Source organism: Streptomyces sp. W16, assembly GCF_033194735.1.
Taxonomy (GTDB): domain Bacteria; phylum Actinomycetota; class Actinomycetes; order Streptomycetales; family Streptomycetaceae; genus Streptomyces.
Genome location: NZ_JAWOAI010000244.1, coordinates 1 through 14,488 on the forward strand (window position 1 = coordinate 1; position 14,488 = coordinate 14,488).

Here is a 14,488-nt window from a genome sequence, read left to right on the forward strand (position 1 = left end):
CGCCGTAGGCGTCGTCGCCGACCGCTCCGATGATGGTGACGTCGGCGCCCGCGTGTGCCGCGGCGACCGCCTGGTTGGCGCCCTTGCCGCCGGGGTGGACGGCCAGGTCGGAACCGAGGACCGTCTCGCCTGCGGCCGGCCGCCGCTCGACGTCGATCACGAGGTCGGCGTTGGCCGATCCGACGACCAGCAGGTCGTAGTCGTACATGAAGTGACTCCCCACAGTGGTGACTTGGTGTGGTGACCTGTCCGCTGTCAGCCGGTGAAGCCGGCCACGTTCTCCTTGGTGACCACCTTCACCGGCACCTTCACCGTCGTCTCCACCTTCTTGCCCTGAGCCGCGCGCAGCGCGTTGTCCACGGCGATTTTGCCCAACTGGCTCGGCTGCTGTGCCACGGACGCGTACAGCGTGCCCTGCTTGACCGCGGTCAGCCCGTCGGGCGTGCCGTCGAAGCCTACGACCGAGACCGACTTGCCCGCCTTGGAACCGAGCGCCTTGATGGCGCCGAGGGCCATCTCGTCGTTGGCCGCGATGACGCCCTGGACGTCGGGGTGCGCCTGGAGCAGGTTCGACATCACGTCGAGGCCCTTGGTGCGGTCGAAGTCGGCGGGCTGCTGGGCGACGACCTGGATACCGGGGTAGGCCTTCAGCCCCTTGGCGAAGCCCTCGGCCCGCTCGCGCGCCGCCGAAGTACCCGCCTGGCCCTGGAGGATGACGATCTTGCCGCTGCCGCCCAGCTTCTCGGCGACGGTCTTGGCGGCGAGTTCACCGCCCACGACGTTGTCGGAGGCGACGAGCGTGTCGACGGCCGCCTTGTTGACGCCGCGGTCGACCGCGATCACCGGGATCTTCGCCTTGTCGGCGGCCTTCACGGAGTTGCTCGCCGCGTCCGAGTCCACCGGGTTGACGATGATCGCGCCGTAGTTGGAACTGGTGAAGTTCTGCAGCTGGTTGGCCTGCTGGGAGGCGTCGTTCTGGGCGTCCGTGACCGTGAGGTCCAGGCCCAGCTTCTTCGCCTCGGCCTGCGCACCGGACCGGATCTGCACGAAGAACGGGTTGTTGAGCGTGGAGAGCGACAGACCGAGCTTGGGCTTGGACGTCGTAGAGGAGTCGTTGTGCAGGAAGGAGGTCGCGCCGACGATCGCGACGGTGACGACGGCGGCGAGCGCGTACGTCGTCGCCTGCTGGCCCTTTCCGCCACCGCCGCCACCAACACCCGTACCGGCGGCGGGAGTTGCGCCCGCCTTGCGGCGCACGGTGTCGAGCAGGACCGCCAGCGCGATGACGACACCGATCACGACCTGCTGCCAGAAGGCCGACACGGAAAGGAGGTTGAGGCCGTTGCGCAGCACCGCGAGGATCAGCGCGCCGATCAGGGTGCCGGACGCCTTGCCGGTGCCGCCTGCGAGGGAGGCGCCGCCGATGACGACCGCGGCGATGGCGTCCAGCTCGTAGCCGTCGGCGGCCTGCGGCTGCGCGGAGGAGAGCCGGGAGGCGAGGACGATGCCCGCGGCGGCGGCGAAGACACCGGACAGGGCGTAGATCGCGAGCTTCTGCTTGGAGACGCGCAACCCCGAGAGCCGCGCGGCCTCTTCGTTGCCGCCGATCGCGTACATGGACCGGCCGATGTACGTCCGCCCGAGAATGAAGGCGGCGATCAGCCCCATCGCGATCATCACGAGGACCGGCACCGGCAGCCAGCCGCCCAGCGTGTCACCGAGGTGCGAGACCGAGTCGGGGAAGGCGATCGGGGAGCCCTGCGAGATGACCAGCGACAGCCCGCGCGCCACCGACAGCATCGCCAACGTCGCGATGAACGGCGGCAGTTTGCCGTAGGCGATGAGGAAACCGTTGACGAGACCGGCCGCGATGCCCGTGGCGATCGCGAGGATCACGGCGAGGAAGACCGGGACGCCGTGCTGCGTGGCGCTCCAGGCGAGCACGGTGGCGGACAGAGCGGCCACCGAACCGACCGACAGGTCGATGCCCGCCGAGACGATCACGAAGGTGACACCGAAGGCGAGGATGGCGGTGACGGCCGCCTGGACCCCGACGTTGAGGAGGTTGTCGGTGGTCAGGAAGTCGCCGGACAGCGCCGACATGGCGATGACGAGGACGATGAGCGCGGTCAACGCCCCGTTGTCCAGCAGCAGTCGGCGGATCCCCGAGGCGCCACTCGCGCCCGGAGTGCTCTTGAGCGTGTCAGTGGCCACGGTGGCCCTCCACAGCGGTAGTTGCTTGGGTCGGTGTGCTGACGGCGAGTGCCATCACGGAGTCCTGCGTGGCCTGGTCGGCGGAGAGTTCGCCGGCGATGCGCCCCTGGGCCATGACCAGCACCCGGTCACTCATGCCGAGGACTTCGGGCAGATCACTGGAGATCATGAGCACGGCGGCACCGGCGGCGGTGAGTTCATTGACGAGCTGATAGATCTCGACCTTGGCGCCGACGTCGATCCCGCGCGTCGGCTCGTCGAGGATCAGCACCTTGGTGTCGGCCAGCAGCCACTTGCCGATGACGACCTTCTGCTGGTTGCCGCCGGACAACGTCCGTACCTGCTGCCCGAGTCCGGCCATCCGCACGCCGAGCTGCTTCGCGATCCGCGCGGCGGCGACCCGCTGCCCCTTGAGGTCTACGAGCCCGCCGTGGGTGGCGGCCCGCATGGTGACGAGCCCGAGGTTCTCCTCCACGGACTGGTCGAGCACGAGCCCCTGTCCCTTGCGGTCCTCGGGCACGAGCCCGATCCCGGCGGCCATGGCCGCGTTGACGTCGTGCCCGCGCAACGCGGAGCCGCCGACCTTCACGGCCCCCTGGTCGTACGGGTCCGCCCCGAAGACAGCCCGTACGACTTCAGTACGACCCGCCCCCACGAGCCCGGCGATACCGACGACCTCACCGGCCCGCACCTCGAAGCTGATGTCGCGGAAGACACCGTCCCGGGTGAGCCCCTCGACGGAGAGCAACGCGGCGCCGGTGTCGGCCCGTTCACGCGGATACTGCTGCTCGATGGATCGCCCGACCATCAGCCGTACGAGCTCGTCCTCAGGTGTCGTGGCAGGCACCTCCCCGACGGACTTCCCGTCCCGGATGACGGTGACGCGGTCACCGAGGGCGGCGATCTCCTCCAGGTGGTGGGTGATGAAGACGATCCCGACCCCGTCGGCGCGCAGTTGCCGCACGATGGCGAAAAGCTTCTCGACCTCTTCGGAGGTCAGCACGGCGGTCGGCTCATCCATGATCAGCACACGCGCGTCGAGGCTGAGCGCCTTCGCGATCTCGACCATCTGCAGCCGCGCGATACCGAGTTCACGCACCCGCGCGCGGGGAGACACATTGACCCCCACCCGCTCCAGCAGAACGGCGGCGTCGGCCTCCATCCGCTTCCGGTCGATCATCCCCAGGCGACGCGGCTGCCGCCCCAGAAAAATATTCTCGGCGACCGTCAGATCGGGAACGAGGTTGAACTCCTGGTAGATGGTGGCGATCCCGAGGCGCGCGGAGTCCTGCGCACTGTGGATGCGCACCTCCTCGCCACCGGCCAGGATGCGACCGCCGTCGGGACGGTAGGCACCGGAGAGCATCTTGATGAGGGTGCTCTTGCCGGCACCGTTCTCACCGAGCAGCACATGGACCTCGCCCCGGCGCAGATCGAAGTCGACGCCGTCCAGCGCGACGACACCGGGGAAGGTCTTGCGGATGCCCTCGATGCGCAGCAACTCGTCGTCGTTGCTCACGACTTGCTCCTTCGAACAGTTCCAACAGGGGGTTGCGCGGGGCCCGGCTCACCGCACGAGCGGCGTACGACCAGCCGGGCGGGAAGGGTGACGGACTGCGGTGCCCGCCCCTCGATCTGATCGACGAGCGCGCGCACGGCGGCCCGCCCCAACTCGCCCGTGGGCTGGGCGATGGCGGTGATCGGCGGATCGGTGTGCACGAACCAGCGGATGTCGTCGAACGCGGCCAGCGCGAGGTCCTCGGGAACCCGCAGCCCACGCGCGCGCACGGCGTCCAGGGCGCCGAGCGCCATCAGGTTGTCGGTGGCGAACACGACCTCGGGCGGCTCGGGCAGATCGAGGAAGCCCTCGGTGACCCGCCGCCCGCTCTCGGCCTGGAAGTCACCCTGACCGATGTAGGCGTCCGGGAGGGGAATCCCGTACTCGGCGAGCGCGTCCCGGAAGGCCGCGACGCGCTCACTGCCGGTGGTAGTAGCAGCAGGCCCCGCGATGATGGCGAGCCGGCGATGCCCGAGCCCGTGCAGATGCGCGACGAGATCCCGGATGGCGGCCCGCCCGTCGGCCCGCACGACCGGCACGTCCACGCCCGGGATCCACCGGTCCACGAACACCATCGGCGTGCCCGCACGCGCGGCGTCCAGCATCGCGGCGGAGCCGCCGTCGGTGGGGGAGAGCAGAAGACCGTCGATACGACGGTCCAGCAGCGTCCGCACGTGGTGGTCCTGCAACTCGGGCCGCTCGTCGGCGTTCCCGATGATGACGCTGTATCCCAGCGCGCGGGCCTCCTCCTCGACGGAGCGGGCCAGCTCGGTGAAGTAAGGGTTCAGCACGTCGCTGATGACCAGCCCGAGGGTGCGGGTCTGATCGGTGCGCAGCGACCGGGCGACGGCGTTCGGACGGTAGTCCAGCGCCTCTACGGCGGCCAGCACGCGCGTGCGTGCGTCGGCACTGACCGACGGATGGTCGTTCAGCACCCGCGACACCGTGGCCACGGAGACCCCGGCCTCGGCGGCGACGTCCTTGATGCTCGCCATCGCCGTTCCACCTCCTCGTGGAATCGATTACATGGAGGATTGGAATCGATTACATGCGAGTTAACAAGGGGGTGTGACCGGATTGTGATGAACGGGGTCGGGCCGGCTCCGGGGGGTGGGTGTGGTGGGTGGGGGTGCGCGAAGGGGCTTGGCGCCGGGAGGGGGTGTGCCCGGAAAAGTGTGACACTTGGTGCTGAAGTGTCACACTTTTGCGAGAGGGTTCCCTGGGGGGCTCGGGCCGCGCCGCCCAAGCTCGAAGGCCCCGGCGATCACCTCAAGCCGCGGCAAGCTCGCACCATACGAGCTTCCCCCGGTTGCCGTTCCGGGACAGCGGCTGCCAGCCCCACTGGTCGGCGCAGGCCTGGACCAGCGCGAGACCGCGCCCGTCCTCCGCGTCACCGAGTTCCTCCAACGGCCTTGGCGGCTCAGGCGGTTCGGGGTCGGCATCCCAGGCTCCGAGCCGCAGCACCCCTACCGTCCAGCCCACGCGCAGCGCGGCGGGCCCCTTCGTGTGCTGTACGGCATTGGCGACCAGCTCGGTCGCGAGGAGCTCGGCGGTGTCCGCCAGCCGGATCAGACCGTGCATGGTGAGGATCAGCCGGAGAGTGCGACGGCTGACGGTGACGGCACGCAGGTCGTTCGGGATGTGGAGGCAGTACTCCCAGGGGGTGGGCGGGTTTTCGGGCATGCGTCAACTCCGGTTCGGTGGTGGGGAGTTCGGAGGACTGCGGGGGTGTCGCGGGCGGTGGCAGTGCCACAGCCGTCCTGGCAGGACGGAGTGGTGCGCTTCCGGTGTCCCGGCATTTCCGCAGCGTGTGCGTCGCGTCACCGACGGTAGACTTAACCATTAAGACTTCGCAAGCCGATCGCGTAGCCTGACCCTCGAACGAGTCGCGCCTCCAGGCGCGTTGAGGGGAGCGGTCAATGGCACTGAGGGGCGAGCCGACGGCGCGTCAGCTGCGGCTGGCGGTCGAGTTGCGCAGGCTCCGCGACTCGGCTGGCCTCTCAGCCCGTGAGGCGGCGACGCTGCTCGGCGTGAGCCCTCCGCAGATCAGTCAGATCGAGGCGGGCCTTGCGGGCGTGAGCGAAAAGCGGCTGCGCCGCCTTGCTGTCCACTATGCGTGCACCGACGAGGAGTTGATCTCGGCGCTGGTGGCCATGGCGACGGACCGGACCCGTGGCTGGTGGGAGGAGTACCGAGGACTGCTGCCAACGCCGTTCCGCGACCTGGCCGAACTGGAACAGCACGCGGTGTCCCTGCGGGAGATCCAGTTCCTCTACATCCCGGGCCTGCTCCAGACGGAGGCCTACGCTCGCGCCCTCTACGCCTACAGGGTCCCTGAACTCCCTCACGAGGAGCTGGAGTTGCGGGTCAGGCATCGGATGCAACGCAAGGGGGTCATCGAGGGATCCGATCCCACTCCGTACGAGGCTGTGATCCATGAGGCCGCGCTGCGTATCCGGGTCGGCGACCGGCCGGCCTCACGAGCCCAGCTCGCCCACCTCGTCGAATCCTCCGAGGCGAATCACGTCACCGTGCGTGTGATCCCCTTCGACCTTGACGGATTCGGCGGATCATGGACGGCCATGATGCTGGCAGGCGAAGCTGTGGCCAGGCTGGACACGGTCGTACGCGATGGGCCCCATGGAGCGGCGTTCATCGATTCCGAGGCCCAACTAGGCGTCTTCCGAACGCTCTTTCGTAAAGTGGAAACCGTGTCACTTGATCCCGAACAGTCGCGTGATTTCATCCACAGGCTGGCCAAAGAGCTGTGAGGCACCCCATGGACCCCATCGACAACTGGCGCAAGTCGTCCTACTCCGGCGCGGGCGACGGTGACTCCTGCGTGGAGATCGCCAACCGCCCCACCCGCATAGCCATACGCGACTCCAAGACCCCGGCCCGAGCGACCCTCACCTTCCCGGCCCCTGCCTTCACTGCGTTCGTCGAAGCGCTGAAGCGTCAGCCTCTCTGCTGACCTGCCCGTCAGCGGCCCGCCCGCTTCCACGCGCTGATGAACTCCTTGTACAGGAAGCGCTGGAACGGCTGTGCCCCCACGAACGTGAACTGCTTGCCCAGCGTCCGCGCTCCGAACCACAGCCCACTGACGGCCGGGACGCCTGTCGCCACCTGCGTGACAGATGCCACCGAGTTGACCAACTCCTGTTCCACAGCGGACATTTCGGCCCTGCGCAGGCCCAGGCGGTCGAGGAGCTGGTGCTTCACCCCTTCGATGTCCCGGGCGAGCCGTAACTGGTCCTCGTCGGTGACGCAGCGTTCGACGGCGTGACGAAGGTCCGCGGCTCGCTCGCGGTACTCGAGTATCCGCCGGACGATGAGGGCGATCCAGCGTCTGTCGTCGAGCCGGCCGGTCTCACCGGGTTCCCACAACCTGCCGCCCAGCAGGGGCAGTTCGAGTTCGAGCAGGCGTAGCCGATGGGCGTCGCCCTGGCGGGCCGCGCGGCTGAGGGTGTCGTGGATGCCGCGTACGGCCTGGATGATGTCGAGCACGGCGGCGTCGCCCGCGCCATCGAGTGTGAGGTCGAACGTCAGGGAGAAGTCCCTGCGGAGCGGATGCGACTGGTAGGTGATCTCGGCTGCTTCCGCCCGGGCCTGGTACTTCATGCCTCTGGCCAGTGTGGCCATGAGGTACTTGCCCTGGCCGGGGGCCGTGATGTCACGCAACGGTCCGGCGAGGATGACGGCTGCGGCGCGCGCCCAGTCACCGAAGCCGTCCTCCTCCACCCCGTCGCGGGTGGGTATGCGGTCGGAATGGTGACCGCTGCTGTTGCGGACCTTCTGTTCCTGGAAAGCACTCCAGTTCCGTAACCGGCCGGACAGCGAAGTCTGCGAACCGGCGCTGGCGCGGTCGATCGTGAACGCCTGCTCGACGAAGCGCGCCATGCTGGTGATGCCGTGCACGCTCTGGAGGTCGAGCAGCGCGGCGTCCACCAGGTCCGCTGTGCGTCGCTGCTGGCCGGTGTCGGCCTGTAGGGCATGGGTCAGACCGGTCCGCATGAGTTCACGCAGGAGCAGCGGGCGTTCGCCGAAGTCCTCGGGGCGCGGCGTCGGCAGGATCGGGTGAGCCACATGGACCCGGGACATGAAGATGAGTGACTGCACGATCTCCACGAAGCACTGCCGTGCGAAGGGATCGGCTGGCTGCTCGGCCCTGTTCTGGGCCAGGAGGAAATCCTCCGCGCTGATGAAGGACGTGACGTCCAACAGGACGTCGGTGTTCCGCTGTGTCATCGACCGGCCGCTTCGCGTCGTCAGTGGGGTGAGTCGAGGAACCAGGAGACGATGTCCGGCCGTCCCATGACCGTGGAGGCGAAGACCGGCTCGGCCCGGCTGAGGAAGGATGGGGTGAGGGGAAGCGGTTCGCCGTCCTCGGCACAGTGACGCAGGCCCGCTGCCGCGCCGAGGCAGAGGCCCGCGATCCCGTCCCACACCTTCTGCCTGCGCCGCCAGAACAGTTCGAACGGGGGCAGCGAGGGGGCGGTTCGCCCACTGAGGTCGACGGCCGCGCGGACCATGTCCAGCGTCTGGGACGTAGTGCGGGTCTTCAGAAGGAAGCCCGTCTCCTCGGCCGCCCGGTCGAAGTCCCGAGGAAGGGCTCCGGCACTGCGAGTAGCGGAGAGCCACCGGTCCTCGCGTGGATCGGAGGGAGGCTCGATGACGGCGCCGTCGAGAGTGAGACGGCGTGTACGTGCGTCTCCGGTCACGACGATCGGTGTGCCGCCCGAACCGAGTTCCGGGGCGAGGACGAAGGCCGACACCGGCTGCCAGTCCTCCAGCAGACAGACCACCGAACAGAACTCGACCCGCTTCTCCTGGACGAACTCCGCGGTGCCGTCGATGGGATCGATCACCCACACTCGGCCGCCGGCACGCGCCACCTCTTCCCGAGGCCCCTGCCGCTCGTCCTCCTCGGCGATGATCGCGGCGTCGGGTTCTGTGGCCCGGATCGCGTCGACGATGATCCGCTGCACGGCGACGTCCGCCTCCGTGAGGAGAGTGTTGTCCGCCTTGACCTCGACAGGAAGATCAGCGAGGTGGCTGCGGTAGGTGGTGAAGACTGGAAGCAGCCGTTCGGTGAGCTCGTCCCACAGCGGGGCGACGGACATCAAGAACCCTCCAGCGGCTCGAACAGACGACTGAGCGCCCCTGGACTCCAAGGGCGCTACGGCAACCTTGGCACAGCAGTACCAGCCCTGGAAGACGGCCGGACGCCGAGGCACCAGAAAGACCGTCAGCCCCCTGTCACACCCTCCCGGTACCGTCGACCCATGTCCAACCAGTCGGCGAATCCGGGGAACCCCACAGGCGAGCGGCACCTCGCCGTCCTCGAAGGCGTCCTGGAACGCATCACCTACGCCAACGAGGAGAACGGCTACACGGTCGCCCGCGTAGACACAGGCCGAGGCGGCGGAGACCTCCTCACCGTCGTAGGCGCACTCCTCGGCGCCCAGGCCGGCGAATCCCTCCGTATGGAGGGCCGTTGGGGCTCACACCCCCAGTACGGCAAGCAGTTCACCGTGGAGAACTACACGACGGTCCTCCCCGCCACCATCCAGGGCATCCGCCGCTACCTCGGCTCAGGCCTCGTCAAGGGCATCGGCCCCGTCTTCGCCGACCGCATCACCCAGCACTTCGGCATGGACACCCTCCAGGTCATCGAGGAGGAGCCCAAGCGCCTCATCGAGGTCCCGGGGCTCGGCCCCAAGCGCACCAAGAAGATCGCCGACGCCTGGGAGGAGCAGAAGGCGATCAAGGAGGTCATGCTCTTCCTCCAGACCGTCGAGGTGTCCACCTCCATCGCCGTGCGCATCTACAAGAAGTACGGCGACGCGTCGATCTCCGTCGTCAAGAACCAGCCGTACCGCCTTGCCTCCGACGTCTGGGGCATCGGCTTCCTCACTGCCGACAAGATCGCCCAGTCCGTGGGCATCCCGCACGACAGCCCGGAGCGCGTCAAGGCAGGCCTCCAGTACGCCCTTTCGCAGGCCACCGACCAGGGCAACTGTTATCTCCCCGAGGAGCGGCTCATCGCCGACGCGGTGAAGCTGTTGCAAGTCGACACCGGGCTCGTCATCGAGTGCCTCGCCGAACTCGCCCTCCCGGACGAGGAGTCGGGGGGCGACCCCGGTGTCGTACGGGAGAAGGTCCCCGGGCCCGGCGGCGACTCGGAACCCGTCACCGCCGTCTACCTCGTCCCCTTCCACCGCGCCGAACTCTCCCTCGCCGCCCAGCTCCGCCGCCTGCTGCACACGGCGGCGGACCGCATGCCCGGCTTCCACGACGTGGCCTGGGACAAGGCGCTGGGCTGGCTCAAGGGGAAGACAGGCGTGGAGCTCGCCCCCGAGCAAGAGGCCGCCGTCAAGCTCGCGTTGACCAAGAAGGTGGCCGTCCTCACCGGCGGTCCGGGCTGCGGAAAATCCTTCACCGTGCGCTCGATCGTCGAACTGGCCCGCGCCAAGAAGGCCAAGGTCGTGCTCGCCGCCCCCACCGGCCGCGCCGCCAAACGCCTCGCCGAACTCACCGGCGCCGAGGCCTCAACTGTCCACCGCCTCCTGGAACTCAAGCCCGGCGGCGACGCGGCCTACGACAAGGACCGCCCCCTGGACGCCGACCTGGTCGTGGTCGACGAGGCCTCCATGCTCGACCTCCTCCTCGCCAACAAGCTGGTCAAGGCCGTACCCCCAGGAGCCCATCTCCTCTTCGTCGGAGACGTGGACCAACTCCCCAGCGTCGGCGCCGGCGAGGTGCTGCGCGACCTGTTGGCCGACGGCGGCCCGATCCCCGCCGTACGCCTCACGCGCGTGTTCCGCCAGGCCCAGCAGTCCGGCGTGATCACCAACGCGCACCGGATCAACTCCGGCCAACACCCCGTCACCGACGGCATGAAGGACTTCTTCCTCTTCGTCGAGGACGACACGGAGGAGGTCGGCCGGCTCACCGTGGACGTGGTGGCGCGCCGGATTCCGGCCAAGTTCGGGCTCGACCCGCGCCGGGACGTGCAGGTGCTCGCGCCCATGCACCGGGGACCGGCGGGCGCGGGCAACCTCAACGGACTGCTGCAGCAGGCGATCACGCCCGGTCGGCCCGACCTCGCCGAGAAGCGGTTCGGCGGCCGGGTCTTCCGGGTCGGCGACAAGGTCACCCAGATCCGCAACAACTACGAGAAGGGCGAGAACGGCGTCTTCAACGGCACGGTCGGCGTCGTCACCTCACTCGACCCGGTGGACCAGCGCCTCACGGTGCTGACGGACGAGGACGAGGAGGTTCCGTACGAATTCGATGAACTGGACGAGCTGGCGCACGCGTATGCGGTGACAATCCACCGTTCGCAGGGCAGTGAGTATCCGGCGGTGGTGATCCCGGTCACCACGAGCGCGTGGATGATGCTCCAGCGGAACCTGTTGTATACGGCCGTGACCCGGGCCAAACAGCTGGTCGTGCTGGTCGGATCGCGCAAGGCCATCGGCCAGGCCGTGCGTACCGTGTCGGCCGGGCGGCGCTGCACGGCACTGGACTTCAGACTGACCGTAAAAAATGATCGATCAAATGAGTCATGAAGGTCACACAGCACTTCCAGATGCCGGGGTGGAGGGGGCAGGATGAACAGGTTGGCGGCACTGAGTGCCGCCGATAGGCCCAATGGTCGACCCCGAGTGCACTCTCCTGCGCCAAATGGGGGATGGTAGAGACAGTCAGGGCAACCTCGAAGAAGAGGCACAACGTCGGTGAGGGATGACGTGAGCGACAACTCTGTAGTACTGCGGTTCGGCGACGGCGAGTACACCTACCCGGTGATCGACAGCACCGTCGGCGACAAGGGCTTCGACATCGGGAAGCTCCGTGCTCAGACCGGTCTGGTGACGCTGGACAGCGGTTATGGGAACACCGCCGCCTATAAATCCGCCATCACCTACCTCGACGGTGAGGAGGGCATCCTCCGGTACCGCGGCTACCCGATCGAGCAGCTGGCCGAGCGCTCCACCTTCGTGGAGGTCGCCTATCTGCTGATCAACGGCGAGCTGCCGACCGTCGACGAGCTCACCGTGTTCAAGAACGACATCACGCAGCACACCCTGCTGCACGAGGACGTCAAGAACTTCTACAAGGGCTTCCCGCGCGACGCCCACCCGATGGCGATGCTGTCGTCGGTCGTCTCGGCGCTGTCCACCTTCTACCAGGACAGCCACAACCCGTTCGACGAGAAGCAGCGCAACCTCTCCACGATCCGGCTGCTCGCCAAGCTTCCGACGATCGCGGCGTACGCGTACAAGAAGTCGATCGGCCACCCGTTCGTCTACCCGCGCAACGACCTCGGCTACGTCGAGAACTTCCTGCGCATGACGTTCTCGGTCCCGGCCCAGGAGTACGACCTCGACCCGGTCGTCGTCTCCGCGCTCGACAAGCTGCTGATCCTGCACGCGGACCACGAGCAGAACTGTTCGACCTCCACGGTCCGCCTCGTCGGCTCCTCGCAGGCCAACATGTTCGCCTCGATCTCGGCCGGTATCAACGCGCTGTGGGGCCCGCTGCACGGCGGCGCCAACCAGTCGGTCCTGGAGATGCTGGAAGGCATCCAGGCCAACGGCGGCGATGTCGACTCCTTCATCCGCAAGGTGAAGAACAAGGAGGACGGCGTCCGCCTGATGGGTTTCGGCCACCGGGTGTACAAGTCCTTCGACCCGCGCGCCAAGATCATCAAGGCTGCCGCGCACGACGTCCTCTCAGCCCTCGGCAAGTCCGACGAGCTGCTGGACATCGCGCTGAAGCTGGAGGGGCACGCGCTGTCCGACGACTACTTCGTGTCGCGCAACCTCTACCCGAACGTCGACTTCTACACCGGCCTGATCTATCGGGCCATGGGCTTCCCGGCCGAGATGTTCACGGTCCTGTTCGCCCTGGGCCGCCTCCCGGGCTGGATCGCCCAGTGGCACGAGATGATCAAGGAGCCGGGTTCTCGTATCGGGCGCCCGCGTCAGATCTACACGGGGGTTGTCGAGCGGGACTTCGTGCCGGTCGAGGGTCGCTGATCGCTCCGCTGGGTCCGCGTAGTTCGTTTACCGCGGGCCCGGTGGGGGCTGGTCGCGCCCGCGCGGCGGAGCCGCACGTGTCACAGCCCCGCGCCCCTAAAAGCGGCAGTGCCCGGCGTCCCTAAGAGAAGGGGCGCTGCAGCGCAGCAACAACTCCGGAGCACTGCGCCACTGCAAAACTCCGGACCACGACAAGACCGCGCCCCTTCAACTCCCTCGCCCAACGCGGCGAGTGAGCCGAAGGGGCGCGTCGGTGTCGAGAGCGCGAACGCGCGGAGGCCCGCAGGGTCGAGCACGATCGCGCTCTCGACACCGACTTTTGCGCCCCGGAGGCGAACCGAGCTCGAAAAAAGAGGGGTGGGAAGAAGGCGCCCTGCCGACGGTCCCCCCACGGGCCGGCGTACAGGGCGCCTTCCCATGTCCCGGTGCGGATTCCCCCCACGGGATCCGGCCGGGCGCCTGTGAGAACCAGCGCCTGAATCGCTGTCGTACCGAAGCCCGATGAATCTGGGCTTCGTTGAGCAGAACGAGCAAAACTCCTCGTACTACTGGGTGGAGCCAGTGATGTGTGCGATCTGCCGGGACACCGCACGACGGGAGGGCCGCTCAAAGCTCCCCGGTGTACGTGTCCCGGCAACGCATCTCTGAGGAAGTCCCCCAAGACATCCTCAGATGCCAGTTCGCGCCCCCCAAGACGCTTACTGACATCGTCAACTTAGACCTTCGAACCCCTTCGATGGTTACGTTCACATCACTGTGATCTGCGTCTCTTGCATATGTCCGTTAGATGCGCAAGAGCCCCGATGTCGCGGTCGGGGCCCCAGCGTAAGGATGATGCACGAGCCTTGTGAAGAGCTTATGTGAGGCCGTCGTCGGTCTCTAGAGGGACTCTTACTTCGGCTTCCCGTAACTCCCGGTAACTTTGCGGAACTTCAGCGAAATGTCCTAAGTCGCAGGCTGTTGGAGACCACGAACACCGAGGAGAAGGCCATCGCGGCCCCCGCGATCATGGGATTCAGCATGCCCGCGGCGGCCAGCGGAAGCGCCGCCACATTGTATCCAAAAGCCCATACGAGATTGCCCTTGATGGTGCCGAGCGTCCTCCGGGACAGCCGGATCGCGTCCGCGGCCACCCGCAGGTCCCCGCGCACCAGCGTCAGATCGCTCGCCTCGATCGCCGCGTCCGTCCCGGTGCCCATCGCGAGCCCCAGGTCGGCGGTGGCGAGCGCGGCGGCGTCGTTGACCCCGTCGCCCACCATCGCGACGGTCCGCCCCTCGCTCTGCAGCCGTCGTACGACGTCGACCTTGTCCTCGGGCAGCACCTCGGCGTTGACCTGATCGGCATCGATGCCGACCGCCGCGGCCACCGCCTCCGCGACCGCGCGGTTGTCGCCGGTCAGCAGCACCGGGGTGAGCCCGAGCGCGCGCAACTCCCGTACGGCCTCGGCGCTGGTCTCCTTGACCGCGTCGGCGACCGCGACGACCCCGCGCGCCACTCCGTCCCAGCCGACCACCACGGCCGTACGACCGCGGCTCTCGGCCTCGGAGGCGGCTCGGGTCAACTCCTCGGGGAGGGTGTCGTAAAGGCGCCCCACGGCCACCTCGCGGCCCTCCACGCGCCCGCGCACGCCACGCCCGGGCACGTTCTCGAAGTGCTCGGCCGACGGCAGCA

12 protein-coding genes are annotated in these 14,488 nt (G+C 68.0%); 4 read left to right on the forward strand and 8 right to left on the reverse strand.

What is annotated here, in order from left to right; translation table 11 throughout:
* The 5 genes from R6V09_RS28715 to R6V09_RS28735 all read right to left on the reverse strand — a co-directional run.
* A partial coding sequence (locus R6V09_RS28715) for a PfkB family carbohydrate kinase (protein WP_317884348.1) occupies positions 1–208 on the reverse strand: 208 nt, incomplete at its 3' end.
* A 47-nt stretch (positions 209–255) separates the two neighbouring features.
* Complete coding sequence (locus R6V09_RS28720) at positions 256–2,214, reverse strand: ABC transporter permease/substrate-binding protein (protein WP_317884349.1); 1,959 nt, start codon at positions 2,212–2,214, stop codon at positions 256–258.
* Positions 2,204–3,733, reverse strand: a complete 1,530-nt coding sequence (locus tag R6V09_RS28725; RefSeq protein ID WP_317884350.1) for a sugar ABC transporter ATP-binding protein — start codon at positions 3,731–3,733, stop codon at positions 2,204–2,206. Before R6V09_RS28725 ends, R6V09_RS28720 begins: the two co-directional genes overlap by 11 nt.
* A complete protein-coding gene (locus tag R6V09_RS28730) occupies positions 3,730–4,767 on the reverse strand; it encodes a LacI family DNA-binding transcriptional regulator (protein WP_317884351.1) in 1,038 nt (345 codons plus the stop codon). The genes R6V09_RS28725 and R6V09_RS28730 overlap by 4 nt, the downstream gene beginning before the upstream one ends.
* A 274-nt stretch (positions 4,768–5,041) precedes the next feature.
* Positions 5,042–5,455 (reverse strand): ATP-binding protein, encoded by a 414-nt coding sequence (locus tag R6V09_RS28735; protein ID WP_317884352.1) that lies wholly within the window; start codon positions 5,453–5,455, stop codon positions 5,042–5,044.
* Positions 5,456–5,691: 236 nt separating this feature from the next.
* Here R6V09_RS28735 and R6V09_RS28740 point away from each other — a divergent pair, with 236 nt between their 5' ends.
* Together R6V09_RS28740 and R6V09_RS28745 are read left to right on the forward strand one after the other, a co-directional pair.
* On the forward strand, positions 5,692–6,543 hold the full coding sequence (locus tag R6V09_RS28740) for a helix-turn-helix domain-containing protein (protein ID WP_317884353.1): 852 nt from the start codon (positions 5,692–5,694) through the stop codon (positions 6,541–6,543).
* 8 nt (positions 6,544–6,551) lie between these two features.
* Entirely contained in the window at positions 6,552–6,746 is a 195-nt protein-coding gene (locus tag R6V09_RS28745) for a DUF397 domain-containing protein (RefSeq protein WP_317884354.1), read from the forward strand.
* 8 nt (positions 6,747–6,754) lie between these two features.
* On the opposite strand, the gene R6V09_RS28750 is transcribed toward R6V09_RS28745, so the two are convergent.
* Positions 6,755–8,020, reverse strand: coding sequence for a hypothetical protein (locus R6V09_RS28750; RefSeq protein WP_317884355.1), 1,266 nt, complete (start codon positions 8,018–8,020; stop codon positions 6,755–6,757).
* 20 nt (positions 8,021–8,040) lie between these two features.
* Entirely contained in the window at positions 8,041–8,895 is an 855-nt protein-coding gene (locus R6V09_RS28755) for an inositol monophosphatase family protein (protein WP_317884356.1), read from the reverse strand.
* Between the two features lie 162 nt (positions 8,896–9,057).
* Here R6V09_RS28755 and recD2 point away from each other — a divergent pair, with 162 nt between their 5' ends.
* Together recD2 and R6V09_RS28765 are read left to right on the forward strand one after the other, a co-directional pair.
* Positions 9,058–11,346: an SF1B family DNA helicase RecD2 gene (recD2, locus tag R6V09_RS28760; RefSeq protein WP_317884357.1), complete on the forward strand. Its 2,289-nt coding sequence runs from the start codon at positions 9,058–9,060 to the stop codon at positions 11,344–11,346.
* Between the two features lie 180 nt (positions 11,347–11,526).
* Complete coding sequence (locus tag R6V09_RS28765; protein WP_317884358.1) at positions 11,527–12,816, forward strand: citrate synthase; 1,290 nt, start codon at positions 11,527–11,529, stop codon at positions 12,814–12,816.
* A 932-nt stretch (positions 12,817–13,748) separates the two neighbouring features.
* On the opposite strand, the gene R6V09_RS28770 is transcribed toward R6V09_RS28765, so the two are convergent.
* On the reverse strand, positions 13,749–14,488 hold a 740-nt coding region (locus R6V09_RS28770), incomplete at its 5' end, for a heavy metal translocating P-type ATPase (RefSeq protein ID WP_317884359.1).

What these genes read in the sequence shown, in the direction of transcription:
- R6V09_RS28740 (WP_317884353.1), top strand. Translation starts at nt 5,692, where the DNA reads ATGGCACTGAGGGGCGAGCCGACGGCGCGTCAGCTGCGGCTGGCGGTC.
- R6V09_RS28750 (WP_317884355.1), bottom strand. Translation starts at nt 8,020, where the DNA reads ATGACACAGCGGAACACCGACGTCCTGTTGGACGTCACGTCCTTCATC.
- recD2 (WP_317884357.1), top strand. Translation starts at nt 9,058, where the DNA reads ATGTCCAACCAGTCGGCGAATCCGGGGAACCCCACAGGCGAGCGGCAC.
- R6V09_RS28735 (WP_317884352.1), bottom strand. Translation starts at nt 5,455, where the DNA reads ATGCCCGAAAACCCGCCCACCCCCTGGGAGTACTGCCTCCACATCCCG.
- R6V09_RS28755 (WP_317884356.1), bottom strand. Translation starts at nt 8,895, where the DNA reads ATGTCCGTCGCCCCGCTGTGGGACGAGCTCACCGAACGGCTGCTTCCA.
- R6V09_RS28745 (WP_317884354.1), top strand. Translation starts at nt 6,552, where the DNA reads ATGGACCCCATCGACAACTGGCGCAAGTCGTCCTACTCCGGCGCGGGC.
- R6V09_RS28730 (WP_317884351.1), bottom strand. Translation starts at nt 4,767, where the DNA reads ATGGCGAGCATCAAGGACGTCGCCGCCGAGGCCGGGGTCTCCGTGGCC.